This is a genomic window from Shewanella psychrotolerans (assembly GCF_019457595.1).
Lineage (GTDB): Bacteria > Pseudomonadota > Gammaproteobacteria > Enterobacterales > Shewanellaceae > Shewanella > Shewanella psychrotolerans.
This window is the reverse complement of the sequence record NZ_CP080419.1, coordinates 3,635,056-3,661,937: the sequence shown is the minus strand read 5'-3', so window position 1 is coordinate 3,661,937 and position 26,882 is coordinate 3,635,056. Positions and strand designations below refer to the sequence as shown.

General features: G+C 44.8%; 20 protein-coding genes and 1 riboswitch. Of the genes, 9 read left to right on the top strand and 11 right to left on the bottom strand.

Features of this window, described 5'->3' with window-relative positions:
- Nucleotide 1: 1 nt before the first annotated feature.
- Together K0I62_RS16160 and katB are read left to right on the top strand one after the other, a co-directional pair.
- Nucleotides 2–1,837: a phytase gene (locus tag K0I62_RS16160; RefSeq protein ID WP_220069084.1), complete on the top strand. Its 1,836-nt coding sequence runs from the start codon at nucleotides 2–4 to the stop codon at nucleotides 1,835–1,837.
- A gap of 325 nt (nucleotides 1,838–2,162) precedes the next feature.
- Nucleotides 2,163–3,629, top strand: a complete 1,467-nt coding sequence (gene katB, locus K0I62_RS16155; protein ID WP_220069083.1) for a catalase KatB — start codon at nucleotides 2,163–2,165, stop codon at nucleotides 3,627–3,629.
- Between the two features lie 83 nt (nucleotides 3,630–3,712).
- Here katB and K0I62_RS16150 read toward each other — a convergent pair whose 3' ends face one another.
- On the bottom strand, nucleotides 3,713–4,267 hold the full coding sequence (locus K0I62_RS16150; RefSeq protein ID WP_220069082.1) for a TMEM165/GDT1 family protein: 555 nt from the start codon (nucleotides 4,265–4,267) through the stop codon (nucleotides 3,713–3,715).
- Nucleotides 4,268–4,348: 81 nt separating this feature from the next.
- Nucleotides 4,349–4,469: riboswitch (yybP-ykoY riboswitch) on the bottom strand.
- A gap of 443 nt (nucleotides 4,470–4,912) precedes the next feature.
- Between K0I62_RS16150 and K0I62_RS16145 the strand changes: the two genes are divergently transcribed.
- Both K0I62_RS16145 and K0I62_RS16140 read left to right on the top strand, forming a co-directional pair.
- Entirely contained in the window at nucleotides 4,913–6,112 is a 1,200-nt protein-coding gene (locus tag K0I62_RS16145; protein ID WP_220069081.1) for an aromatic amino acid transport family protein, read from the top strand.
- A 275-nt stretch (nucleotides 6,113–6,387) separates the two neighbouring features.
- Nucleotides 6,388–8,544 carry a S46 family peptidase gene (locus tag K0I62_RS16140; protein WP_220069080.1) on the top strand — a complete coding sequence of 719 codons (2,157 nt, stop codon included), beginning with the start codon at nucleotides 6,388–6,390 and terminating at the stop codon, nucleotides 8,542–8,544.
- Between the two features lie 406 nt (nucleotides 8,545–8,950).
- On the opposite strand, the gene K0I62_RS16135 is transcribed toward K0I62_RS16140, so the two are convergent.
- From K0I62_RS16135 to K0I62_RS16125, 3 genes are all read right to left on the bottom strand, one after another.
- A complete protein-coding gene (locus K0I62_RS16135) occupies nucleotides 8,951–9,676 on the bottom strand; it encodes a pseudouridine synthase (RefSeq protein ID WP_220069079.1) in 726 nt (241 codons plus the stop codon).
- A gap of 12 nt (nucleotides 9,677–9,688) precedes the next feature.
- Complete coding sequence (locus K0I62_RS16130; RefSeq protein WP_220069078.1) at nucleotides 9,689–10,390, bottom strand: DUF998 domain-containing protein; 702 nt, start codon at nucleotides 10,388–10,390, stop codon at nucleotides 9,689–9,691.
- 229 nt (nucleotides 10,391–10,619) lie between these two features.
- Nucleotides 10,620–11,963, bottom strand: a complete 1,344-nt coding sequence (locus K0I62_RS16125) for a Na+/H+ antiporter NhaC family protein (RefSeq protein ID WP_220069077.1) — start codon at nucleotides 11,961–11,963, stop codon at nucleotides 10,620–10,622.
- Nucleotides 11,964–12,333: 370 nt separating this feature from the next.
- On the opposite strand from K0I62_RS16125, the gene K0I62_RS16120 reads away from it, so the two are divergent.
- Nucleotides 12,334–12,858, top strand: coding sequence for a DUF3087 family protein (locus K0I62_RS16120; RefSeq protein ID WP_220069076.1), 525 nt, complete (start codon nucleotides 12,334–12,336; stop codon nucleotides 12,856–12,858).
- 56 nt (nucleotides 12,859–12,914) lie between these two features.
- Here K0I62_RS16120 and K0I62_RS16115 read toward each other — a convergent pair whose 3' ends face one another.
- Entirely contained in the window at nucleotides 12,915–13,652 is a 738-nt protein-coding gene (locus K0I62_RS16115; protein ID WP_258405022.1) for a FadR/GntR family transcriptional regulator, read from the bottom strand.
- A gap of 568 nt (nucleotides 13,653–14,220) precedes the next feature.
- Nucleotides 14,221–15,156 carry a LysR family transcriptional regulator gene (locus tag K0I62_RS16110; protein WP_220069074.1) on the bottom strand — a complete coding sequence of 312 codons (936 nt, stop codon included), beginning with the start codon at nucleotides 15,154–15,156 and terminating at the stop codon, nucleotides 14,221–14,223.
- A gap of 115 nt (nucleotides 15,157–15,271) precedes the next feature.
- Between K0I62_RS16110 and K0I62_RS16105 the strand changes: the two genes are divergently transcribed.
- The 3 genes from K0I62_RS16105 to lgt all read left to right on the top strand — a co-directional run bounded on the left by K0I62_RS16105 (nucleotide 15,272) and on the right by lgt (nucleotide 19,092).
- Complete coding sequence (locus K0I62_RS16105) at nucleotides 15,272–16,729, top strand: NAD-dependent succinate-semialdehyde dehydrogenase (RefSeq protein WP_220069073.1); 1,458 nt, start codon at nucleotides 15,272–15,274, stop codon at nucleotides 16,727–16,729.
- Between the two features lie 26 nt (nucleotides 16,730–16,755).
- A complete protein-coding gene (gabT, locus tag K0I62_RS16100; RefSeq protein WP_220069072.1) occupies nucleotides 16,756–18,036 on the top strand; it encodes a 4-aminobutyrate--2-oxoglutarate transaminase in 1,281 nt (426 codons plus the stop codon).
- 264 nt (nucleotides 18,037–18,300) lie between these two features.
- On the top strand, nucleotides 18,301–19,092 hold the full coding sequence (gene lgt, locus K0I62_RS16095) for a prolipoprotein diacylglyceryl transferase (protein WP_220069071.1): 792 nt from the start codon (nucleotides 18,301–18,303) through the stop codon (nucleotides 19,090–19,092).
- A 326-nt stretch (nucleotides 19,093–19,418) separates the two neighbouring features.
- Here the strand turns inward: lgt and K0I62_RS16090 are convergent, their stop codons facing one another.
- From K0I62_RS16090 to K0I62_RS16070, 5 genes are all read right to left on the bottom strand, one after another.
- Nucleotides 19,419–20,414 (bottom strand): WD40 repeat domain-containing protein, encoded by a 996-nt coding sequence (locus K0I62_RS16090; RefSeq protein WP_258405021.1) that lies wholly within the window; start codon nucleotides 20,412–20,414, stop codon nucleotides 19,419–19,421.
- Nucleotides 20,415–20,539: 125 nt separating this feature from the next.
- Nucleotides 20,540–21,259 (bottom strand): oxidative stress defense protein, encoded by a 720-nt coding sequence (locus K0I62_RS16085; RefSeq protein ID WP_220069070.1) that lies wholly within the window; start codon nucleotides 21,257–21,259, stop codon nucleotides 20,540–20,542.
- A gap of 388 nt (nucleotides 21,260–21,647) precedes the next feature.
- Nucleotides 21,648–21,893, bottom strand: a complete 246-nt coding sequence (locus K0I62_RS16080) for a hypothetical protein (RefSeq protein ID WP_220069069.1) — start codon at nucleotides 21,891–21,893, stop codon at nucleotides 21,648–21,650.
- A 555-nt stretch (nucleotides 21,894–22,448) separates the two neighbouring features.
- Nucleotides 22,449–24,071, bottom strand: a complete 1,623-nt coding sequence (locus tag K0I62_RS16075) for a PepSY-associated TM helix domain-containing protein (protein WP_220069068.1) — start codon at nucleotides 24,069–24,071, stop codon at nucleotides 22,449–22,451.
- A gap of 292 nt (nucleotides 24,072–24,363) precedes the next feature.
- A complete protein-coding gene (locus K0I62_RS16070; protein ID WP_220069067.1) occupies nucleotides 24,364–24,627 on the bottom strand; it encodes a hypothetical protein in 264 nt (87 codons plus the stop codon).
- Between the two features lie 153 nt (nucleotides 24,628–24,780).
- On the opposite strand from K0I62_RS16070, the gene K0I62_RS16065 reads away from it, so the two are divergent.
- A complete protein-coding gene (locus K0I62_RS16065) occupies nucleotides 24,781–26,838 on the top strand; it encodes a TonB-dependent receptor (RefSeq protein ID WP_220069066.1) in 2,058 nt (685 codons plus the stop codon).
- Nucleotides 26,839–26,882 lie beyond the last annotated feature (44 nt).

The window sequence follows — 26,882 nt, the reverse complement described above, 5'->3', positions numbered from 1 at the left end:
TATGAAACAACAATTAATAATGACAGCCTGCTTAGTCGGTGCTTTTATCAGTGCAAATGTTGCTCCCTTGGCATATTCGGCTGATCAAGAGAGTGCTGTGTTTATCGAACCCGATGGCGGTAGTGAACTTGTAAAATGGCAGCAGCATCGGCTATTTGTGAGTGAAAATAAGGGATTGCTTATGGCGCAGCAGCAATCTTTTAAGGTCTTAATGCCGGGGCAATTTGAGTATTTAAGTGTTCAAGATAATGTTGCGCTCACTTACGATACTCAGGTCGATCAGGTTCAGGGGATAAGGTTAGACCTGAGTAATGTTCAGCGATTGACCTTGCTGCCTAAGCGAAGCTTTCAAGTGGAATGGCTCTGCCTCCAGCCTCGCAAGGCCGATCAAAACTTGTATGCATGGATCGGCGATGACGAAGGTCGAGCCGAGCAGTGGCTATTAAGCTCAAATAATGAGTGGCGACCTCAGTTAGTTCGGGCTCTCTCGGTGGCTATGGGCGCGATGAAATGTGCAGTTGATGCTAGAGAACAGCTATATATTATCGATAATCATCAAGGGCTTTGGGCTTATCCTGCGGCGCCGAGTGCACCAGCCGAGTCAGAGCTGAAGCTCTATATGCCAGATAACCAGCTATCGGGTTTGGCTATTGTCGATGATCAAGTGATCATGATGGATGAAGAGGGGACCCTGTACGACAGTCGCGGACAACAAGTTGCCAGACCATTTAACGGGCTGTCATCTTTAGAAAGCTTATATATTAGCGATGGAGAGGTTTGGGCTTACTCTGACGATGAAGATAAATTTTATCGCGCTAAATTATCGCTTGAGATGGAACTTGCCACGGAAAAAGCCGAATTGATCAAAGAGATCCCAACGGCAGTCGAGAGCGCAATCGCTGATAGAGCTGGAGATACCATGGATGATCCAGCGATCTGGGTACACCCAAATGATCCCAGTAAGAGTCGAGTGATAGGAACCAATAAGCGTTCAGGATTACTGAGTTTTTCTATGCAAGGAGAGCAACTTCAAGCACTTCCTGCCGGCAGATTAAATAATGTCGATATCCGCCAGAGAGTCAAATTAGGCGGTCAATTTCGTGATATTGCCGTGGCGAGTAATCGTGACCGTAATAGCTTGAGTCTGTTCGAGATAGATAAGCAGGGACAACTCATTCAACTGCCAGAACAACCCACTCGCTTAACGGATATCTATGGTCTATGCCTATTTCAACCCAGTGACAATGAACTCTATGTGTTAGCCAACGATAAGTCAGGCATCATTAGTCAGTTTGCATTGCAGTGGCAAGGCGATAGCCTTATAGCGACTGAAGTTAAGCAATTTTCCGTGCCAAGCCAGCCTGAAGGCTGCGTTGCCGATGACAAAGCGCAGCGCTTATATGTTGGAGAGGAAGATCAGGGAATTTGGATGTTTGATTTGGCATCTAAAAAGACGACCGAACGAGGCGAGATGATCATTTCGGTTGGAGGACCATTGGTTGCCGATATCGAAGGGCTCGCGCTTTATCAAGGGCGGAAAGGTGTTGATTACTTGGTGGTCTCTAGCCAAGGGAATGACAGTTATCTGCTATATCAAGGGCAACCTCCTTATGCTTATGTCGATCGTTTCCGGATCGGGGTGAATGGCCACAAAGGACACGACGGCAGCGCTGAAACAGATGGGTTAGAGGTGACATCTCGAGCCGTTGGTTCTGGTGTTTGGTCGCTAGGAATGATGGTGGTTCAGGATGGAAGGAATCGACTGCCTGAACAAAATCAAAATTTTAAATGGATTCCATGGAGTGAGATTGAGCAGAGACTCGGTTTAACCAAGTAAAGACTCTGTCATTCTAAGCTAAGTAGAAACAGCCCACACTTGTGGGTTGTTTCGTTTGTGTCTGCATGTCGGCTCGGTTTCATCTTCGTATTCACACCTCTTTAATCTGTAAAACAGTTTAGAGCTATTTGTTTTAATCGTTTTATTTGTTTTTTGTTTGCGCTCTACTATAGCCCTATTGAAATCGCATTGACGATAACCGTCAGCCAGGAGCTAACACACTATGGCAACCATCTATGACGTGATTGAAGAGTGGATTAACAGCAAGCATTAATTGAATGAACACATTTAGCACAGACAAATTTGAATTTTGGAGATAAACATAATGACTCAGACTAACAATACTCTAACTAGCCAAAGCGGCGCCCCTATTGCCGATGATCAAAACTCACTCTCCGCCGGTGAGCGTGGTCCACTACTGCTTCAAGATTGGCACTTAATTGAGAAACTAGCCCATTTTAACCGTGAGCGTATTCCTGAGCGTATTGTTCATGCTAAGGGCACTGGAGTTTACGGGACTTTCACCTTAACGAAAGATCTCAGTGATTACACCATCGCTGATCACTTCAATGGCGTTGGCAAACAAACAGAGACCTTCATTCGTTTCTCAACCGTTGGTGGTGAGATGGGTTCTGCCGATGCCGAGCGTGATCCGCGTGGTTTCGGACTGCGTTTTTATACGGCGCGAGGTAATCACGATATTGTGGGTAATAATACGCCGACCTTCTTTTTACGTGATGGCATTAAGTTCCCAGACTTTATTCACACCCAAAAGCGCAATCCGCAGACCAATTTAAAAGATCCACAAGCGATGTGGGATTTTTGGTCGCTAAACCCTGAGGCGATGCATCAGGTAACGATATTGATGTCAGATCGTGGTATCCCTGCGAATTATCGTCAGATGCATGGTTATGGCTCGCATACCTTCTCTTTCTGGAATGCTAAAGGTGAGCGTTTCTGGGTCAAGTTCCACTTTAAGTCACAGCAAGGCGTGGTGAACTTAACGGGCGAGCAGGCGGATATGTTGAAAGGTATTGATCCTGACTCATCGCAGCGCGATATGGTGGCGGCAATTAACGATGGTAATTTCCCGCGCTGGACTGTCAATGTGCAGATCATGCCAGAAGCCGACGCTAACCATTACCATATTAATCCATTCGACCTGACTAAGGTATGGCCGCACAGCGATTATCCTTTGATTGAAGTGGGTGAACTTGAGCTGAATCGTTTGCCACAAAACTACTTTGCCGAAGTAGAGCAGGTGGCGCTAGCACCAAGTAATTTGGTGCCAGGTGTGGGGGCATCACCTGATAAGATGTTGCAGGCACGTCTATTTGCCTATGCCGATGCACAGCGTTACCGCATTGGAGCCAACTATAATCAGTTGCCAGTTAACTGCCCTCATGCCACCCAAGCCAATCACCATCAACGTGGCGGTGCGATGGCGGGAACCCAGTGTCCATTTAGCGGTAGCCAAACCGGTGGTGACGCAACACCTAACTATGGGCCCAATAGCACCGGGTCAGCATTGGTCGAGCCAAGTACTTTTGCTGAACCCCCACTTCGAATCGACGGTGAAGTGGCGCGTTATAGCCGTTATGATCAGGATGACTATACTCAGGCGGGCAACTTGTATCGCTTCTTCAGCGAGGAGGAGAAAGCGAGGTTGGCGACTACTATCTCGGGTTCTTTGAGTCAGGCAAGCCTCGATGTGCAGGAGCGTATGCTGGCGCATTTCTTCAAGGCCGACGAAGACTATGGTCAGCGTATCAAACAGGGATTAGGCCTATAAATGTAAGTACAAGTCGCTGTAGATAGAAAAGCCAGTGACCCGAGTCACTGGCTTTTTGTGGCCTGTTGAGTGCGGATCAGCGCTTAATAGATCAGTGTTGCGACCCCTAGTAGTGCAAATAGCACAGCGCAGCCGCGATGGATCCACTTCATCGGCAGTTTTTCGGCACTGAAATGCCCCGCGATCACCACTGGCACATTGGCGATCATCATGCCTAAGGTGGTACCTATGACGACTAATCCTAGCGCATCATATTTAGCCGACAGTACGACTGTCGCTACTTGGGTTTTGTCACCCATTTCAGCTAAAAAGAATAGAATAAAGGTGGCGATAAAAGGCCCCATTTTATAGAAACGGCTCTCTTCACTGTCGACCTTGTCGGGCACTAATACCCATAATGCGATGGCGAAAAAGGAAAAAGCGACTAAATAGGTAGCCATCTCAGGGCTTATCCAATTTATGGCCCATTGCCCAAACCACGCAGCAGCAAAATGATTGGCTAAGGTAGACAGCAAGATGCCCAAAATGATGGCGGTCTTATTTTTAAAGCGGGCAGCAAGAATCAGTGCTAAGAGCTGGGTCTTATCACCAATTTCGGCAATGGCTACGGTAAAGGTTGATGCGAGTAGAGCTTCCATGATGGTTCCTTAGGGGGCGAAAAATCCAAGCACAGTCCGCCGCCCCCTAATTTGAGCGGTAACCGTGCTTAGGTCTTGCCTGGCAATATGTGGACATAAACTGTCACCTATTGCTGTGAGTACCATGGCATGTGGCCAAGTATGTTGATACTCACCCGTGACGCATTATTCGTCACGTTAGCTACTCCCCTAAAGCAGTGTGCAAATTATACTGATAAGATCGGCTAAGGCAATATCTTAGATCATTTTATCAGTAGTAAAGGGCCGCGGTGATCAAGCTGTAGTGCAGTTATTTAGACATTGTTGCCTGATTGTGTAATCTTGGCTTGGATTGCGACAGATGCCTTGTACACTGAGTTTGCCTCTGATATTGTCGCTAGCAGTCAAATTTATAGAGTAAGGTCGTGATGAAACAAACCTATCGATATTATTACCGATTTAGGCAGCCTCAGGGGCTTAGTTAAAAATCATCGGTAGATAAGGTTAGCTAAGCTGTTGGGGCCCACCAACTCGTACTAAGGCAGAGATGCGCAGTTCGGTTAGGAGGCTTAAGCTTAGTGTGTGTTTTATTGCTAAATCCCTCCTTTGCAGTCGTTCTAAATCTGACCTTCCAAAACAGATAACAATCAAAGACAGGACAATTTTGTGAACTTAAAAATGCTAGGCTCTATTGCCATTGTTGCGGGCACCGCAATTGGTGGCGGCATGTTGGCGCTTCCACTTGCTACAGCTTCGTTAGGCACCATTCCGGCGTTACTACTTTTAGTCGCCATTTGGGGTATCTCCATCTATACCTCACTGTTAATGTTAGAGATCAATTTACGCGCTGGTGTTGGTCTCAATGTCCATGCGATTACAGGTATAACCTTAGGTAAAGTCGGCCAGTTGATCCAAGGCGGTTCGTTTTTAAGCCTGCTGTTTGCGTTAACTATGGTATATCTGATGGGGGGATCTTCATTATTAGAGTCACGTTTTGAGCCCCTGGGCATTACCATTAATCATGAATTCGCGGTGCTACTATTTACGGTGATCTTCGGTGGTTTCATCGCCGTTGGTGTGTCTTGGATCGACAAAATTTCTCGGATTCTGTTTACCGCTATGGTAGCCCTCTTTATTGTCGTGGTGTTGTTTTTGCTTCCAGAAGTGAGCCCTAGCTATATTTTGCGTGAGTCGGCTACAGAGTTAGTTTCCAAAGGTGAGCTAGGCGACTTGTGGTTAGCGGCGATTCCTGTCGTCTTTACCTCGTTTGGTTTCCATGTATGTATTGCCACTATTGTGCGCTACTTAGATGGCGACGCGATGTCGCTGCGTAAGGTGTTAATTATCGGCTCTAGCATTCCATTGTTGTGCTATATCCTGTGGTTAATGGTGACTTTAGGCACTGTGGGCGGTGCGACTGTGTATGGTTTTGACGGCTCGCTACCTAAGCTAGTCTCTGCGCTTCAAGGTATTGCCCAGTCGGCTATTTTGCAGCAGTGTATCGACCTATTTGCTAACTTGGCGTTGATCACCTCATTCCTAGGGGTAACCATGAGTTTGTTTGATTACATTGCCGAGCTGACACGTGCAAAAGATGATGTTGGCGGTCGCATCAAAACTTGGTTAATCACCTTTGTACCGCCATTGTTATGTGCACTTTATTATCCAGATGGTTTTATTCAGGTGTTAGGGTTTGCGGCCTTACCGCTAGTGATGATGATTATTTTCCTACCGATTGCGATGGCGTTAGGGCAACGAAAGCAAAACTTAGGTGGCTACCAAGTCTCTGGTGGTACGCCAGCGTTAATGGTGTCAGCATTGCTTGGGGCTGTGATTGTCGCCGCGCAATTGTGGATCGCACTGTAATCGTGATCAGTATAGGCAAGTGGGCGTTTATATTGCGATATTGATTGGTATCGGTACACAGTTAGTTACAACTCATGCGGTTAACTAGCGCTGTTTGCCGTTGTGTGAGTTGATAGGTTTTATGATAAAGTCGGGCTCTAGCCCGACTTTTTTATGCCTTAAATTTAAGGGCGCTAGCACCATCATATTTATCTCCATTGTATTAAATTGCTAAGCTGAATCATTAATCTGATGGAGATACGATGAGATAACGATAACAAAATGGACTTAACAGAATGAAGAAACTGATATTAACAGCAGCATTGGTGGCCTCTTTTGCCGCACAAGCTGATGAAGGAATGTGGCAGCCGTATCAGCTACCCGCAATGGCGGATGAGCTAAAAGCCAAAGGCTTGGAGATTGATGCAAAGTCTATCTCAAAATTAACAGAGTTCCCTATGAATGCTGTTATTAGCCTTGGTGGTTGTACCGCATCATTTGTGTCACCTAAAGGGCTGGTTGTGACTAACCATCACTGCGCCTACGGCTCTATTCAATACAACTCAACACCAGAGAAAAACCTACTGCAAGATGGCTTCTTAGCGAAATCTTATGCAGAAGAACTGCCAGCGACTCCGGGGTCACGCATCTATGTGACTGAAGCGGTCACCAATGTGACAGATAAGGTTAAAGAAGGTCAGGCGGACAAAGTCGGTAACGATTTTTACCAAGGGATCGAAGCTAAAGAGAAAGCGCTGGTTGCTGAGTGTGAAGCGGAAGATGGCTATCGCTGTCAGGTATACAGCTTTCATGGTGGCTTAGAGTATTACCTCGTTAAACAACTCGAGATCCGCGATGTGCGCTTGGTGTATAACCCAGCTGCAAGCGTGGGTAAATATGGCGGTGATATCGATAACTGGATGTGGCCACGTCACACTGGCGACTTCTCTTTCTATCGTGGTTATGTGTCAAAAGATGGCAAGCCAGCCGACTTTAGCAAAGACAACGTGCCTTATGAGCCAAAAAGCTTCCTTAAGGTATCGGCCAAAGGTGTCAGCGAAGGTGATTTCGTGATGGTGGCGGGATATCCAGGCCGCACCAACCGTTATCGCACTGCCAATGAAGTAGAAAATCAGTTCGAGTGGGCATACCCAGAAGGTAAGATGCTGCGTGAGCGCTTTATTGAGATCATCAAAGAAACCGCACCTGAGGGCAGTGACGAGCGTATCAAGTATGAGAGCCTCATTGCTGGCTTGGCGAACTACGCCAAAAACTTTACCTCAATGATCGAGTTTTATGGCAAGTCGACCATGCTTGATGACCGTAAAGCGCGTGAAGCAGAGTTAATCGCTTGGATCAATAAAGACAGCAAGCGTCAGGCTAAGTATGGCAAGACCATGGCTGAACTCGATAAGCTGATCAAAGAGAGTCAAGAGCATCAAGCGCGCGACATTATCTTAGGGTATTTGGGTTACACCACCATGTTGCCTACGGCACGTAATTTATATCGTTTAGCCAATGAAAAGCAGCTTGATGATATGGCGCGTGAGCCAGGTTACCAAGAGCGTGATATGACACGCTTTAAGTCAGGCATGGAGCGTATCGACAGACGTTATGCGCCAAGCGTTGATAAGGCGGTCGTGCTCGATCTATTAACTCGTTATGCAGCGCTGCCGGCCAGTGAGCGTATTCCTGCGCTTGATAAGGCATTTGGTCTGGGTAAAAAGTTTGATGCAGCTAAGCTGAGCAAAACCTTAGACAAGATGTACGCTAAAACAGAACTTGGTAATAAAGAAACCCGTCTAGCTTGGATGGACAAATCGGTCAGTGACTTTAAAGCTTCTAAGGATCCGTTCATTAAGTTTGCAGTGGCTATGTATGACACAGATATGGCCCAAGAGAAGCAAGAGAAAGAGCTGGCTGGTAAGTTGATGAAGGTCCGCCCTCAATATATGGACGCCATCATCGCTTACAACAAAGAGCTGGGTAATCCAGTGTATGCTGATGCCAACTCAAGCCTACGTGTGACAGTGGGTCATGTTAAAGGTTATTCGCCACAAGATGGCTTGCAGGCTGTGCCATTTACTCGCCTCGAAGGTATTTTGGCTAAAGATACCGGTGTTGATCCATTCGATGCACCTAAGAAGCAGTTGGATCTGATCAAGAAGAAGCAGTATGGCGATTTCTATGTGAAATCAATTGACTCTGTGCCCGTTAACTTCCTCTCGACCTTAGATACGACAGGGGGTAACTCTGGTTCCCCGACCTTGAATGGCCGCGCCGAACTCGTCGGTTTGCTGTTTGACGGTGTATACGAGAGTATCATTGGTGATTGGGGTTACGATCCTGAAACTAACCGCTCTATTCAAGTCGATAGCCGTTATATGCTTTGGGTGATGAAGTATCTGGATAACGCCGATAACCTGTTGGCGGAAATGGAAATTGTTCACTAATTTTAGCGATTAGTGGAGGCGCTGGTTTGATGCTTTTAGTATCTAGTTAGCGTTAAGATTAAAAGGGCTTAGATGAAAACTTAAGCCCTTTTTTCATGCCTTTAAAATGGTTGTAGTTAGCTGATGCTAGCGTTAACCTTTTTGGCAACTAATTGCTTGCAGTAGAGCTTTCATGCAAACGCTCTTTTGGTTCGCAGCAAGTCCCTCCTTGGATGCTCTGCGAAATCATCCCTGATTTCGAAGGCCAAAAGCGTGTTCACATCGAGTTATCTATCTCTTTGATTTGGCCTTAATTTGACCTTAACTGGTATCAGTCGGGCAATCACAAATTAACTATGCCACCTTCAAAAATACGGCGAAAATGTAATGAAGCCTGCCGCTACTTAAGAAAATACAGATGTTTATCCTATGTTTGATGCTTGATAACCCCTTTGAGCGATGACTCTTCCTCGCACGTTAGGGGGCGCATTTCTCCTTCAGGCAGCGCGCCAAGTTGTAATGATTCGATGGCGATCCGTTTAAGATCGATCACCTTATAACCAAGGGCTTGACTCATACGTCTGATCTGCCTATTAAGTCCTTGAGTGAGGATGATTTCAAATTGGTCATCGCTAAGCCTGCGTATATTGCAAGGCTTTGTCGTGACAGCTTTGTAGCTTACGCCTGCGGCCATCTCCTCAATAAAATCGTCGTCAAAATGGCGATCTAAACGAACCTCATAGATTTTACTGTGGTTAAAATCGGGGTGCATGAGTCGCTGGGTTAGATAACCGTCATTAGTGAGCAGTAGCAATCCATGAGAATCTTTATCTAAACGGCCCACGGGATAGAGTCGCGGTTGTGCCGGCAGTAAGTGAATAAGACTCGATGGATCATCTGGTAATAATCGACAATCGGTGCCCACTTGTTTATTAAAAATCCAATAGGCTTTTGCTTCAATCTCAGCAATGGGCTGCTCGTCGACACAGACATTTTGGACGGGGTGAAGGCCATTTGTGGTTTCAATAAAAGAGATACTATCGATATGGTTTGCGAGCCTGCCATCAATAGTGACTCTCGCATCGCGGATCCTGCGGGTTGCTGCGCGACGAGAGCAGAGTCCAGTTGAGGCGATATATTGGGCTAAACGCATTGAAAACTCAGATTAATAGTTGGCCGTCAATTGGTTGGATATTAATTTTTTATAGTCATGCCGCGCCAAATTTTTTATGGTCAAGGCTAGGGTGATACACCAAATCATCACGAGGTTGGTTTGACACCACGTAAGTAACGATATTGTACAAATATCTGTCTTTGGATGAACACATGGCGAAAAATCCAATATATTCCAATTGAGCATTAGTGCTAATGATGATGCGGAGATAAACCCTAATAAACTGACGCCAAACAGTGGCAGTGGACAGATCTCTTTATGATTGAGGCGCGCGCATAGGGTAAGAAAGTAAAGCAGTAAAGTGGTTACCAGAAAACCGGTTGAAAATAGCCGATGTTCAAATAGGTAGTTGATGGGATAGATCCCAATCAAGATAATACATGCGCCAACGGCAAACCCTGTGATTGAGATATAGTGGCCAAAATGACCGAGGCGTAACTGCTGCAGTCCATACATAGCAAGTAAAACACACAGCCCCGCCAAGATCAGTCCCATATTGAATATGTAGGCTAATGGAGAGTCCATATAATTACCTAAAAAATCGGGTCGCTGATTAAATACTAAGCTGCCAATTTGCATGTATTTGGCAATAAGACTAATGCCTAGACCTAAGCTCGAGACTATCGCACCAGCTAAGGTTGTAAATATCACCATACGGTGGAAGTCATAATTGATTGGATGGTAAACAGCCATAGAGTCGTCAGTTATTTTTGTTATGTAAAAAAGGAGCGCAACAATTGCACTCCTTTGATAAATCTGGCGCTGCTACTTATGATTACTCGTGAGTCAAATAACCCGACTGAGATCCTATCACGTCATACTACGCCATTGGTGATATCCCTATGGCTACAGTCTAAGCGATAGCAAGCGATTGTGAAACTATATCTTTAATATTCGCTTTCGCTATCTACTCATACTGTGTTTAATGACGTTTACGAAAACTCACTATCGCAACCGCGACAACAGCTAATATCATGCAATACCAGGCATGGGTTACCGCTTCTAATGGACTAATTGCAAAAGTTGAGGCGATCAATAGTGCTTGTGCACCGTAAGGAATCAATCCTTGAACAATACAGGAGAAAATATCCAAAATACTGGCGGCGCGCTTTGGGGTGACATTGTGTTTTTGTGCCAGTTCTTTTGCGATATCACCAGTCACCACAATCGATACCGTGTTATTGGCCACGCAGGTGTTGGTTACGGCCACAATACCTGCCATACCCAACTCTGAAGCGCGAGTCGAAGCTTCACCTTTAGCCTTAGAGAAACGAGTGATTAACTTCTCTATCTGGTTACTGACAAAAGCCAGTCCACCTTGCTGTTGCATTAGTGCGGCGAGTCCACCGACAAGCATCGAGAGAATGAAAATCTCCTGCATATTGCTAAAGCCTGCGTAGATATCTTGACCGAACTTAATCATGCCATAATCCATGGTAAATAGGCCTGTGAATCCTGCGAGTAAAATGCCGATGGTTAACACGATAAACACGTTCAGGCCTGCGACCGCTAAGGCCAAAATAGTGAGGTAAGGGAGCACTTTTACAAAATCAATCTCTTGCGCTGCAACGTCTGCCTGACCTTGGCCTACCAAAGTAAAGATCACTAAGGTGATGATCGATGCGGGAATAGCAAAGATAAGGTTCTCTCTAAACTTATCTTTCATCTCACAGCCTTGTGTTCGAGTCGCAGCAATTGTGGTGTCAGAGATAATAGAGAGGTTATCACCAAAAAGAGCACCAGAAATTACCGCGCCAGCCATGATCGCGTGATCAATTTGTGCTTCGTTGGCAACGCCAAGTGCAATAGGTGCTACGGCAGCAATGGTACCCATAGAAGTTCCCATTGCAGTGGCAATAAAAGCGGCGATCACAAAGAAACCTGGAAGCAACAGATTGGATGGCACCAAGGATAAGCCTAAAGCGACGGTGGCATCTACACCACCGGTCGCTTTAGCCACAGAGGCAAAGGCACCGGCGAGTAAGTAGATAAGACACATGGCAATAATATTGGAGTGTCCAATGCCCGCAATAAAGGTTTCAATGCTTTGATTGAGCTTTTCCTTAGAGATAATCAATGCCAAGATGATCGCTGGGAGTATCGCTATTACGCTCGGTAATTGATAGAAAGCGAAATCGACGCCCTGACTCTGAAAGTAAACTCCAGCACCAATAAATAGTGCTAAGAAGAGGAATAATGGTAGCAAGGCAATAAAGGAAGCTTGCGTTTTTGCTGTTGATTTATGGGCATGCGTCGAAGTTGTCAATGTGATCTCTCTTTTCACTTAAACGTCTCATTAATGAGAACGTATCTTTAAAACTAGATGTACACCAATGGTTCCCTCGCCCTCCTAGCTGGAACATTTCGTTTAAAAACGAAATGGGTCATCTCAATAGGTGAGAGGATATGAGATTGAAAGACGTCTGTCAATTTAGACGTCTAGATGTTTTTACTTCCAAATGTTTTGTTACTGTTAAATTAGTGGTTACTCAGCTTTAACAAATCAATTAGCTTACAGCTTAACTTGCCTAGCTTTAATCAATAGATCAAATGTTTTATATCAGTAAAACCGCGACTTAGACTGCGACTCATGGTAATCTTGCAAGCTATTTTTGTCGTGGTAAAAGAGAACTAAAATGAAGTTAGTCGAGGTCGATAAAGTACTTTATCGCCAACGTTTAAATCGGGTGATTGGGGTTTTTATCGGCAGTCTAGCGCTGTTATCATTACTTTTTGGCCAAGTGTTGATAAGTCTTTTTGGTCATGTTGAGGTGCAAAGTGGTGAGCCAACGGGGAACTTACATCTTAATTTTTTAGGTGTACTTATTGCTTTTGCGATTTGTGCGGGTGGGTTATATCTAAAGCGCCACAATGATTATTTGAAAGAGATCTATTATGTGTCGCGCTTAAAAGCGCTACAAAATCGGATCTATCGTAAGCTGAAGGCGATAAAACGCGAGGCGGACAACGATAATGTTGACGCCTTGATTATCTTAAGTTTTTATTTCACTAGCCTAAAATTGGTTTATCTGCTGGATGACAATACCCTGACATTAAATCAGCTTGATAGTGAGCTAACGGCGATAAAGCAGCGAATTGAACTCCTTGGTCTTGCTGTAACAGAGCATGATTTTGATGTAGAACTACTGAATCGATTTTAGGTTAATCGATTCAGTATTAGCTTTACAGGGGAAATCTCAGTGATCTGTTTGGGATATTAACTAGGAGTGTAACTGGCATTAAGCCATTCCCTGTACTCTTCTTCGATACCCTGTAAGAGTGAGATAAACTCAATTAAGTGCTCTCGCATCGCATTTTCTGCACCAATTTCATCGCGAGCGATCACTGCATCAATGATAGATTGGTGTAGTCCCGCCGGATGGACTTTGTCGGTATCGGGTTGAAATTGATGAGTAATGTTAGCGACTAGCTGAATTAATGATTTGTCGATAGCGGTTAAAAAACGATTGTTACACATATCGGCGAGCAGGTAATGTACGCGGCTGCGTAGCAATACGGTTTCCGGATGTTCTAAGGTTTTATTTTCATTATTATTGGCTTCGATCAACATCTTTGCTTGCTCATCGGTGCAATGTTTTGCGGCCAAACCTGCCACGACAGGCTCTATGGCTAAACGCGCTTGGCAGATCTCAGTAAAAGACATTTGACCTAGGGAAAACAGATCCTTACAGTCATTGGTTAGTCTTTCAAAAGTGAGTTCTTTAACGAATGCGCCGCCCGTAGCGCCCTGCTTGATTTCGACTAATCCACGCGCTTCTAAACCTTTTATCGCTTCACGAACCACTGTTCGACTTACCTGAAAGTTTTCAATCAACTCTCGCTCAGAGGGCAGTTTATCGCCGGCAACATACTTACCTTCAAAAATGGCACACTTGAGTTGCTGCGACACTTCTTCTGAGGCTTTAACCTGCTTGATTGGCTTAAAATGATTCAAGGTAAGATCCATAAAAATATGAGATTTAACATTATAACATAGCTATTAATTGGCTGAGTAGCGTCACCTCCACCTTTCGTCATTTCCCCTATCAGTATCTTTGTTAAACATTCAATAGTGGTTGTGGCAGTTTTTAATAACTTATTGTCACAACAGTGATCATTTACCCATTTTAAATAAATTCGTGAGCCACTTTTTAGATCTCGTTTGTTTAAATATACGTCCAAATTCAATTGTATTACATTTGATGTATAGCTTTTGTTATTTTACGTTATATTGTTTGGTGTGGTGTTGTTAAGTGGCTTTTAAATAAAGGTAGCCGTCATCTCTGGTTGTCAAGCAGTTGAACACTTAATCCTAGTTACGACGATTAAAAATAACACTATCTTAAGGCTCTGAATATTTTCGAATTCCTGCAATCGACTTAGGGTTGGGCCTTTTGTTTCATCGTGTTGCTTTCATTGATGTACTTGCGGTCAGGATGAGCGTATTACATTTTTATATTACTAAAGTTTCATCATTTTAGCTGTTGGCAATATCTTTACTTAAGGTGTTGCTACAGCTTTTTTTATACCACTTCACTCAATGCGAAGACTTCCTCAAATGCCGCGATTAACAGCTCGACTTTAGCCGTCTCTCTCGCCGAATGCTTACAGACCATAGAAAGGTTAAATTGGTAACTGGCTTCATCGCCGTGGATTATCTTCATCTGCTTGGCTTCAAGCTCTTGCTGTATATAGCTTAGCGGCAGATAACCTATGTAGCATCCCGATAAAATTAAGGTTTTACGAGTATCAAACTGATAGGCTTTTGCCGCAAGGTTTAGGCGCTTTAACTGTTCCCTTCCATCGGGATCGATATCGACTCCCGGGTGAATAGAGTGGGTCTTAGCCAACATTTCCGCGCTGATCTCATCATCATTTAAGTAAAAATAGGGGTGTTGCGCGCTGCAACAGAGATAAATAGGCTCACTGAAGATGGTGCGATAGTTCAGGCCTTCTATCTGTTGATAGCTGGGAAGTAGCCCAACATGGGCTTTATCTTGTAACAGTGACTTCTCGATATGGTGCAGTGCTTCACCATCTAAGATGAGGTGCAGCTGTGGCTGACGCTGATGAATATAGGCGATCACTTGCGCCAACTTTTGTTGCATCGTATGGTCGAGCTGGTCGGCGCAGAGTATCACCAACTCTCCGATTAACTCTTCACCTAGATTGTTGACAAACATCGAGAAATTATTGAGTGAGTCGAACAGCTCGATACAAGCATGGTACACGGCTTGGCCCGCTTCGGTGAGGGCAAAACCACCTCGCCCTCTGCTACAAAGTTTCAGTTTCATACGGCTCTCAAGATTAGACATATGGACGCTGATCGTGGAGCGGGTCACGCCTAATTCTGTCTCGGCGGCAGCGAAACCACCATTTTCAACAACAGTGCGAAAGATACGCAGCAATCGTAGATCATATTCGGTGACCGTTTTAGGAATTATCGATTGCTTACTCATAAGTTTTATCGCTATAAAACATTGTGTTGATTTTTTTGTATTTAACCTGAGTTGGTTTTGCTATTCAATAGAGAGATAAGTAAAAGTTAGTGAACCTTTTTGATTTGGAGTAATTATGCAGGGAATTAAAGATAGCCAGTTAATCAAGCTCGCCTCATATATCGATGGCAACTGGAGTCACAGCGATAAGCGATTCGCGGTGGTGAACCCTGCTAATTTAGAGACGATTGCCGAAGTATCCGATGCGGGATGCGCCGAAACAGAGATGGCGATAGTCGCAGCGAAGAAGGCGTTGCCAGCTTGGTCAAAAAAATCCGCTAATGAACGTGCGGCGTTAATGCGTAAGTGGTTCAACCTAATGATGGAGCATCAAGAGGATCTTGGCCGGATACTTACCCTTGAGCAGGGCAAGCCTCTAGCTGAAGCAAAGGGTGAAATTGCCTATGGTGCTGCCTTTATCGATTGGTTTGCCGAAGAGGGTAAGCGAGTCTATGGTGATACAATTCCCGCCCCCTCTAATGACAAACGTATCTTAGTCATTAAGCAACCCGTTGGCGTGGTGGCATCGATCACGCCCTGGAACTTTCCTAATGCGATGATCGCCCGTAAAGCGGCCGCAGCGCTGGCGGCAGGTTGTACTTTCGTGGCTCGTCCTGCCCCATCAACCCCCTTATCTGCATTGGCTATGGCCGAGCTGGCAGAACGCGCCGGCATTCCTGCTGGGGTGTTTAATATTGTGGTGGGTGAAGATGCCGTGGGTATGGGGAAGGTATTGACTCAACATCCTGATGTGGCCAAGTTTACTTTTACTGGATCCACCGCAGTGGGCAAAATTTTGCTAACACAGTGTGCTAGCAGTGTGAAAAAAGTATCGATGGAGTTAGGTGGCAACGCGCCATTTATCGTTTTCGATGATGCCGATATCGACGCAGCAGTGCAGGGCGCCCTGATCTCTAAATACCGTAATGCGGGTCAAACTTGTGTCTGTACCAACCGAATATTTGTCCAAAGTAAGGTTGCTGCTGAATTTACCGAAAAGTTTGCAGCGGCGGTGGCGGGTTTAAAAGTGGGTGACGGTTTAAGCGAAGGCGTTACTGTCGGCCCAATGATCAATAAAACGGCCGTCGATAATGTGCTCAAACTGGTGGAAGAGACCGTTGCCAGTGGTGCTAAGGTGATGACTGGTGGTCAGCGTAGTGACTTAGGGGAGAGCTTCCTCGCGCCTGTGATTGTTACTGGCGTGACCAATGATATGGCGCTGGCGCGTAATGAAATTTTTGGCCCAGTGACACCGATTATCTGTTTCGATGATGAAGCCGAAGCGATCAGCATGGCTAACGATACCGAATATGGCCTGGCCGCTTACTTTTATGCCCGCGATATTGGTCGTATCTTCCGCGTCGCAGAGGGGCTGGAATATGGCATGGTGGGGGTTAACGAAGGGATCATCTCTAATGCTGCCGCGCCTTTTGGTGGGGTGAAACAGTCGGGTAATGGTCGTGAAGGTTCTAAATATGGTCTAGATGATTACTTAGAAATTAAGTATTTGTGTCTTGGCGGATTGGATAAGTAACTTTAGGTTGAGTAAAGGACAAACAGATGAATAACGCAGAACTACAGGCGCGTAAAGTTAAGGCTATTGCTAGAGGTCAAGGCAACGCTTATCCAGTTTATGTTGAACGTGCTAAAAATGCTGAGATTTGGGATGTCGAAGGCAATCGTTTTATCGATTTCGGTACGGGGATTGCGGTGTGCAATACCGGTCATAGTCATCCGAAAATTGTCGAGGCGGTTAAGGCTCAGCTGGATAATTTTAGCCATACCTGTGTGATGGTTAATCCCTATGAGTCGGCGGTTGAGCTAGCTGAGAAGCTGACTGAGATAGCGCCTGGTGACAGTGATAAGAAAGCGATTTTTGTGACAACAGGTGCAGAGGCCGTTGAAAACTGCGTCAAAATCGCCCGCGCTTATACGGGTCGTCGTGGTGTTATCGCTTTCAATGGTGGCTTCCATGGCAGAACCAATTTGACCATGGCACTGACGGGAAAAATTAGCCCTTACAAGCATCAGTTTGGTCCATTTGCCGGAGATATCTTCCACGCACCTTATCCAATGGCGTTGCATGATGTTAGCGTGAAAGACTCACTTAAGGCGATTGAAAACCTATTTAAGGTGGATATTGCGCCCTGCGATGTGGCGGCCATTATTGTCGAACCCGTTCAGGGTGAGGGCGGATTCTACGCCGCGCCAGCCGAATTTTTACAGGCACTACGTAAGCTATGCGATCAGCATGGGATCGTGCTAATTGCCGATGAGATCCAAAGTGGTTTTGGTCGTACTGGTAAGATGTTTAGTTTTGAACATGCAGATGTTGAACCCGATCTGATCACCATGGCGAAGGGGATCGCTGGTGGTTTCCCGCTTGCGGCTGTGGTTGGTAAGAGTGAGATTATGGATGCGCCACTGCCTGGTGGTCTGGGTGGTACCTATGGTGGCTCGCCAGTGGGCTGCGTCGCAGCGCTGGCAGTGCTCGAGGTGATGGCCGAGGAAAACTTAGTTGAGCGGGCAGCGCAAATTGGGTCGATTTTCAATGAACATTTAACGGGGTTGCAGCAGCAATATCCTCAAGTCATTGGCGAGGTGCGTAATCAAGGCGCTATGATCGCGATGGAGTTGATTGTCGATGGCGATAAAGAGCAGCCTAATACCGCACTGACTCAAGCCATTATTGCCAATGCCGCCAAACATGGATTAGTGCTGTTAGCCTGTGGTTTTTACGGTAACGTGATCCGCTTCCTGCCAGCCTTGACCATTAGTGATGCCATCGTCCATGAAGGTTTAGAAAAGTTTAATCAGTTGTTTGCCTCGGTCGCAAAGTAGTGTTTTAAGCGTTAACTAATATCAATCAATATAAATTAAGGGCTTGGTCGCTTTGGCGACTAAGCCTTTTTCATTGCCAGCGAAAATCCTAACGACCTTAGAAAATTGACTATCTATGGATGACAGTTAAACCGATTATTCTTAGATAAAGTTTAGCTAATCCAAAGCCAAAGTCTTGAATAACCTAGGCGAAGCGCGTAAAACTGCATGTCAGCAGATAATTTTTATTTAGGCCTTTTGGTCAGAGGTTTGGGAGCAACACGTTTGGAGCATTTAGTTTGGAATATGGACCCAGTATTAGTGTCTTTTATGGGGCTAACAATACACTGGTACGGCGTTTTATTTGCCACGGCGATCGCCAGTGGTTTTCAGGTGATTAAGCATATTTATGTCCGTGAAGGGCTCGATGTGGATTCACTGGATAACTTGTTGGTTTATTGCGTGGTTGGCATAGTGCTCGGGGCGCGATTAGGACATGTTTTGTTTTATGATCCTCAATATTATTTTGCCCATCCCGCGAAGATTTTCGCGATTTGGGAAGGGGGGTTGGCGAGCCATGGTGGTACTGTAGGTGTGGTACTGGCCATGTATTATTACAAGCACAAAGTGAAGCTTCCGTTTCTATTCGTGCTTGACCGCTTAGCGATCGCAACAGGCATTTTCTGTGTATTCGTCCGTTTAGGTAATCTGGCTAACTCTGAGATTCTCGGTGTCGCAACCGATAAGCCTTGGGGGATCATCTTTGAGCGAATCGATATGGTGCCACGCCATCCGGCGCAGTTATATGAGGCCTTAGCTTATTTGGTCATCTTTATCACCTTGTGGCTGCTCTATCGTTATACCGAGATGAAACGCAGGGAGGGGGCGCTGGTAGGCTTGTTCTTGGCATTAGTGTTTGGGGCTCGTTACCTGATAGAGTTTGTCAAAGTGCGTCAGGCTGAGTTTGCCCTGGATTGGAGCCTTAGCGTGGGTCAGATGCTCAGTGTCCCCTTTGTGTTAGCTGGATTAACTTTGTTGGTGACGGCCTATTTAAGACCGCCTCGGGATTTACGCTAGCGTCAAGTCAAACAGAAGCTCAACTTAGGTTGGGCTTTTTTATTTTTTTTATTAAGTTTTTTATCAGTAATACCAATCAGTATAAAAATGTGATCGCTTATTTCGGCCGCTGCTGGGGTGGAAGCTGCTATTGAGTTTGTGCATGTGGTGTTCTTTATCGTGCAGTTTTCGATTGTGTTGCAAGGTGCGGCGATAGAATCTTTGGCTAAAAAGCTCAAGCTGAATATCTAATGTTTAATATCTAGTGTTTAATATCTAATGCTGATAAATCACCTGATTTTAGGCTAAATGTTTAGGTTAAACTCGTCAGGTTAAAGCGAGGTGGACTAGAGGGCCCACCGCTCAAGGCCTGCGTCAGAGCTTAATGTGAGTAATTTTCCGCTGTCATCTAATACCATATCCATAACCGTGGTGCCGAGAGAAAACGCGCTAATTTCCCAATGTTGGATCTCTTGGCCTGTTTTAGCGTCCCAGTGGATGATGGCTTGTTTTGAGGTTGCGGTAAGTAGCTCCTGTCCATGTTCAATAAACAGTGCTTTGCGGAAATAGCGATAGCGTTCAAGAAAATTTAACTGCGCGATATCTGTGTTTGAGCTGGGGTCGATAATGCGATGGTTATCTAAGCTATCGGCAAAGAACAGGCGCCGATTGGCTTGGTCAAATCCGGTGCTGGTGATTCTTTGTGGAAGTGAGAACTCTTTAATAACCTCCCCGCTGCTTGTGGCCCACCAAAGCACTTTGCCATCGTATCCCGCAGACAGAATATGTTCATTAACCTGGCTAAACTCTAAATGGCTCACTTCGGTATCATGTTGTTTAAACATAGATAACTGCTGGCTTGACAGGTTGACTATGATGATGCTGCCTTCGTTCATGCCTATCGCAACTTGTTTACCACTTTGATTGAATGACATGCTTGAGATACTGGCATCAGGATCAAAGCCATTAACCTGCCAATGCAGAGCAAGTTGACCATTAGTTAAATCAAACAGGGATATCTGTCGTTTGCCTGCGACAGCTACATAACGGTTATTACCAGACAGCGCAATGAGGTAGGCCGGAGTGTCGAACTGCTCCGGAGGCCAACGATAGATAGGCTTATTGGTTGTGGTATCCCAAACTGTCACAGTTCTGGTGCGCGTTAATGTTACAGCGAGTCGGGCATTTTTTGATAATGCACCATCAATCAGCGTGTCTTCAACTAACCTATGGGTTTGCTCTGGCGCTTTTGCAGGAGTCACATCACTACAAGCACTTAATAAGAGCAGTGGCAACAATAACAGAAGCCAATACCCCCGACGATTGAGAGACTGAATATGCAAGTGAGACCTTAGGTAAATAGCTGTATGCCTACAGTGATAGTAGCATATATGGTCGATGGACAAGGTGCGCTAATTTCAGCGCGCCTTGTATCATCAAGCGGTTACCTCGGTTTGATCTATACGGATTATTTCAAGCGATAGACCACTTCAACTCGATCGCTGATAGTCATCTGTGCCTCTTGGTAGCTCTCGGCTACATTGGCTTTCGCAGACGCCTCCATTTGATACATGACTGGCTGGATTGGACGTTGGTCAAAATAACGGATCTCCCATACGCCCGCTAATCGCTCGCCGAATCCTTGCGCGAGCGATTTTGCTTTATGCTGTGCATCTTTAATGGCGAGTAAGCGAGCTTCTTCAACCAACTCCGCCTCTTTGCTCGATTTAAAAGCGATATTGTTAATTCGATTAATGCCTTGGGCTAATGCACTGTCTAAGATGTCGTTAAGCTTGTCGAGTTCTGTGATGGTCACGGTCACTTTTCGACTAGCTTTGTAACCCACTTTATTGTTAGTGCGTGTCTGTGGGTCGTAAATATGGTTTGGGTAAAGTTGTAAGTTAGCACTTTGGATCTGCTCGCGCTTTACTCCTGCTTTAGTCAGTCTGTCGATAAAGTCGGCTACCGCTTTGTCGGAGCCAGCTTTGGCATCGCTAGGCGTTTTAGCTTCAGTAACCACTTCTACATTAAGCTCTGCCATGTCGGCTTTGACTAGGATTTGGCTAGTGCCTATGGTTTCAATATGGGGGAAGTTAATGTCACTGGCTTGTGCATTAGGTGTAGTTATAGCAAAAGTGGCACTTAATAAACTGGCTGACAATATGGCTGCTAATACCGATTTTTTCATTGGTTACTCCGAAATTACGTTCGTTAGTCATGCTGATGAGATTATCAATCTTGTCGGTATAAACGAGGGTGTTTTAAAAAAGGGTTAATAGCAATCTAATATTTTTTTTATAGTGGAGTTGGTCTTGGCGGTATAGATAGAGGGGTAAAAAAAGAAAAAACCTAGAAAATGAGCATCCTGCCATTTACTAGGCTAAAAGCGCCTTTGGGGGTGCGCTTCGAGATACCACCTGTAAGATACCTCGATTAAAATGGTTGTCGTATTAGAAAGTGTGCCTTTTGGCATGAGCTATTATGTATGCTGCCCTTTCACTTTCTACTACACGCTTCCTGCTGACTACCTATTATTTTTATTATTGTATTTCTCAGTTTATCCGAGCACGGATTCTTTAATGTTGGAGCAATTTTAGTTCACGCATTAATAGATTAAGGTGCTGAGTCACTTTATCTATTTCTGCTTTTAAACTATTGGCACGGCTTCCTTGTTGTTCGCTCTGTCTAACGAGCTGATAAACCATTTTATTTGATACGCCAAATTTCTTAGCGACATCTGACAGCAGGCAATTGTTAGTTTTTACTTCTTCTACAATTCGCTGTGCCATCTTTGGAGTGATATTTTTACCTAAGTGACTCATTTCGAACTCCTCATAAAAAATTAATATCCTGTGGCGCGATGATTCGAGCCGACTTAGTTTTTGCTTTGTTATGTATTAGGCTTATTCAACATCCCACTGGCTTACGCCAAGATGAGTGAAGAATTGCCATTGCTGCTGCACTAACAAGCTAAATAGATTAAGATTTTTCATGATTGACTCCTAATAAAGCTACTAATCACTGGGTATACTATCGACTACCTATATATAGGTATGTAAGTTTCGTGCCAACTTTTTATTTAATTAATAAGCTGTTGATATATATGTTTGTTTTTTGTTTTTGGCGTCACAGAGCTATTTTTGTTTTGATTAAAGCTTTCACCAAAATGGAGCAGGCTTGCATAAGCTTGGTGCATCAAGAGTATTGCCAGAGGGATTCGCGTATTGCGTTGGCTTAATATGGCGAAGATATGAATGGTATAGTGCTGACTGGTAAACTAATGAGTCACAGAAAGAACTAGCATCAGTCACTTTAGTGACCTTTGCCAGTTCGTATTTGTGCCAGTTCAATATTGCCCTTTGAGTCGTTGCTTAAGGTTAAATAGTCTCCGTTTTTAAAGACGAGAGACCCTGAGAAGACTGAGTCTTGGTGGTTATAGCCCAAATACTATTGGGTTCACCATTGTGTGCCCTTTGGTATGTTTTTCGGCTAGCGATATAGAATAGCAATGAGAATAGCGTTGCCACTACTTCAATTGAAAATCCATAGAAATCACGTAGGGCCCAAGTATCAAATAGAGGTAGGTAAGCCAGTATTAGCGATGTCACAGGAATTAATAAGCAAGCGATTGCTAATAACCTCAATAAGTGAATCGCTGCAATTGCCGCTCCGCGCCATAAAGCGTAACCAATCGCGCCAAAGAAGCTAAGGTAGTAGCAGTAAAGGTAATAGTAGTTGGGTTGATCATCAAATATATACAGCCATTTAGTGGCGAGTATTGCGCTGCAAACACCTAATATCGACCCTAAACAGACCCCCACAGTTAGCGCTGCCATAATGTAGCTGGAGCGGGTTTGTCCCCCCTGTTTTTGTCGGCGTTTTTCGAGCCATAATAGGTTGCCGCTATAGAATAGAAATGCTCCTAACAACCCCATAATGAAATAGAGCCAACGACCAAATTGCCCTGCATAGTTTCCAAAGTGTAAACCGAAAAAACTATTCACTATTGCCGCATAGACGCCAGCGTCGTCGTTCGCAATCGTGTTAAAGGCGATTTTTTTTGTATAAGGATTCATATAGATGTAATCGCTATAACCGCCGCGCATTATGGTGTTGTCGCCCACCAGTTTGACTGCCAAACTCGGACTAGTGCTCTCAAGCTTAGAAAACGCCATGGAGCTAATGCGGTAGCCTTCGCTTATAGCATTGATTTCCGTTAGGTAACTGGTTACTGGTTGCAGATCGGCTACGGAATAGCTGATTGTGGACTGTTCTCTCGGTGTAAACATTGGTTCATCGCCATAGATTAGGCTTAGCCCTCCGTAAAGTACATCGTGGAAGGCGAAGACAATGACACTCCACGCGATGATGAGATGAAAAGGAAGACTAAATATACCGACTAGGTTATGACTATCGAGCCAAAAGCGATTGGCGCCTTTGTTCTTACGCAGTGCAAACAGGGTTTTCATTAGTGTGGGAAGCAGGAATATTACGCCTGAGACAAGTGCTAAGAAGTATAATAGGGCGGCGATACCGAGAACCAAAATACCTAGTCTTTCATGGCCCACTTTACCGGCAATCCCTGCAGTGCGATGCAGTTGATCGATAAGGTTTCCAAGCTTATTACTGGAACTACTTACGGTGATCAGTTCATCGTTGTCTGTTAGGCTGCCTTGCATCAGTCTGTCGTCGAGCCGGATGCCTCGTCCACCGCCTTTTTCATACCAAGCAATGGGTGACTTATCTTGCTCGAAATTAATGATAAAACCTTGTTTAGCTTTATCGTGGGATGCCATTGCCTGCGCGACTAAGTCGTCAAGCTGCGAGATGTTAACTTGGGGCAAGTTATGGCTAGGAGGCGTCGCCCATTGAGTGATTTGGGGTTTAAACATGGTCAAGGACCCTGCATAGAACCCGATAAACAAAAATAAGCCAGCAATTATGCCTGTCCAAGTATGGATTGATTGATAGGTACGTAGAATATCTGAACGTATTTTCACAGTGACCACCTCAAAACGGCGAATATAAGCCAGCTCAACAGGTTTGCTAGGCCTAAATAAAGCAGTGCATTCCGTGCAGTTTTGAACATAAAGCCCAAGCTCAAGATGCACAGCCATAACAGGCAAACCAGCCACATATTAAATTGCACTTTTGTCGGCGCATCTATGCCTCCTGGGCCAAACCAGGCAAATAGGCCAATGATGCTGTAAGCCAAACTGAATCCTAACAGGCTCGCGATCAGTGTTTTTTGCCACCACTGTGGTTGGATCTTATTGACGGGAGATAGCAGGTTCATTTGGAGTGCTCTTGCTTGTTGATTAGGGTCAGAAATGGAATACAGGCGAATAGACTAATGGCGGTGAATATCCAAGTGAATACTGCCGCAGTCGTGGTTAACAGCTGTAACCAGCTGAGCAATGCTGCTAGCAGTATGCTTATTCCCATTAGCGCTACCGGAGCGGGGAGACGCTGACGGAGTACTCGCTGATGTTTGCGGGTTAAGTAGATAAGGGTTGTACCAATAATTGTCAGTACTAAAGCCATTGCCTGAAACATAACAGTATTCGTTCCTTTTTGTGTCGTTATTCATGCTGACAAACATGTTAATGTAAATGGTAATAGTTCTCAATTGTATTTGGTCTTTTGGTAACGTAAATTGTTGCCCTGTTAATTTACTTATCACCTTTTTGGTTTAATTAGAGGACGAATATGAACGATAAGTCGCCCCACAAAAATCTCACCGCGATGACTTTGCTTTGTTCACCGTTATTATTTAACGCCTATGCGGCGGCAGGCGATGAACCGACGAAGTCTATTGAGGTGATCACTGTGCTTGGAGAAAAGATTGAGCGTAGTCTTAAAGACACTAGCTCATCGGTATCTGTAATAGATAAAGAGATCTTAGATAGTGGTCAGTATCAGTCGATTTCTAGCTTGTTAGCTGAAGTGCCTAATGTTGTGGCGTTGAGTGGAGCGGTTCCTGATATTCGCGGTGTTACGGGCAATGGCGCTGCGGGTGGTTTTAACTCTTTTACTGGTGGTGCCAATGCTAGGGTGTCAACCTTAGTGGACGGGGTGGCAGAACCCTTTGTTGCCGATTTAACTGGGGACACAGGTCTTTGGGATATTCAACAAGTTGAAGTGTTTCGAGGTCCACAATCTACGTTAAATGGGCGTAATAGTATTGGTGGAACCGTATTCATTAAGACCTTAGATCCGACATTTGACTGGAATGGTGCGGCTCGAATTGGTTATCGCAATCAAGATAATTATATCGACAGTGCGGTAATGTTATCTGGGCCAATTTTAGAAGATCAATTGGCATTTCGTATTAGCGGTCAAAATGTTACTGGTGATACCTATGCCGAAGAAAATCTCTATGCAACTAATCCTGAAAGCTTTGATCAAACAGAGCTGACGACCAATCGTTGGCGGGCTAAATTACTCTGGCAGCCTGAAGCGTTAGCAGATCTAACTGTGTTGTACAGTTATTCCTATAATCATGAAAAGGGTAATACGGGGCGAAAATATTATACCGGTGACGATCCGTGGGCGTTCAAACCCATTATGAATAGATATATGGATACCGAGTCGAATACACACTCGGTCAAATTTGATTATCAGCTTGGGAAAGGTCAGAGTGTCGATCTGTTGTTAGCCTATCTGGACTATCAATGGGGGTTTAGTACCTACGAAGCTATCGTCGCGAGTCAGCAGTACGTTGCAATGGATGACACTAGCTACACCTTAGATGGAAAATACAGTTTTGGCTTAGATGATCCAAGCTTTAATGGGTTTGTCGGCTTATCGCTTTTTAAGCGTAACCAAGATTTTGCCAGTACTGGAGGCACGGTATATCAAGGCGATGACACGAGTGAGTCTCAATCTATATACGGAGAGCTTTATTACCAGCTTAGCCAACATCTAGGGCTGACGATTGGCGGCAGAGTGATGCATGAGGAGCAAACTCGTAATTTCGCCATGTTCTTACGTGGTGACGATCTAAATGAACAGCTCGATAAGAGTAATACTGTGACCTTACCAAAATTAGTCTTGCAGTATTTCGTCGATGACTCGACCACCTTATCAGTTAGCGCCCGCCAAGGTTATAACTCTGGTGGAGGGGCCATTTCGGCAGATAATCAGTATTACTATTACGATGAAGAATCGGTTAATACCTATGAGATCAGCTCTAGGAGCAGTTTTCTCGATGGCGACATCAGTTTGAGTGCTAATCTGTTTTATAACGATTTTGATGGTTATCAGGCATCGAACAGTCAACGTATGATCACCAATATTGAAAAAGCGGTTACTACCGGACTCGAGGCCGAATTAACCGCGATGTTAAATGATAATTGGCAGCTAACCAGTGGCTTTGGTCTGCTCGACAGTGAGATTAAATCTGCCGATCAGGCTTATGGTGACATCATAGGTAATGAACTCAATTCAGCCCCTAACTTCACCGCTAATGTAGGCGTAAAGTATTGGTTAAATGATGAATTGACCTTAGGTTTTTCTGGACATTATGTGGGTGAGTATTTCGGCGATATCAATAATACCGATGAACGAATTGCTGGTGACTATGTGATCACTCGTTTCAATCTCGATTATCAAAATGAGAACTGGCGTATTAGTGGTTTCGTCAATAACCTATTCGATGAGCAAGCCGTGACGGTAAGACAGCCCCCTGGGCGCGGTTATGTTGACGGCTATGCGGCAATAGTTGACCCCAGAAACATTGGTGTATCAGTCGCTTATAATTTTTAGTGTAGAAAAGGTAACCGCTAATGCAACGCTGCTATCGACTCGTT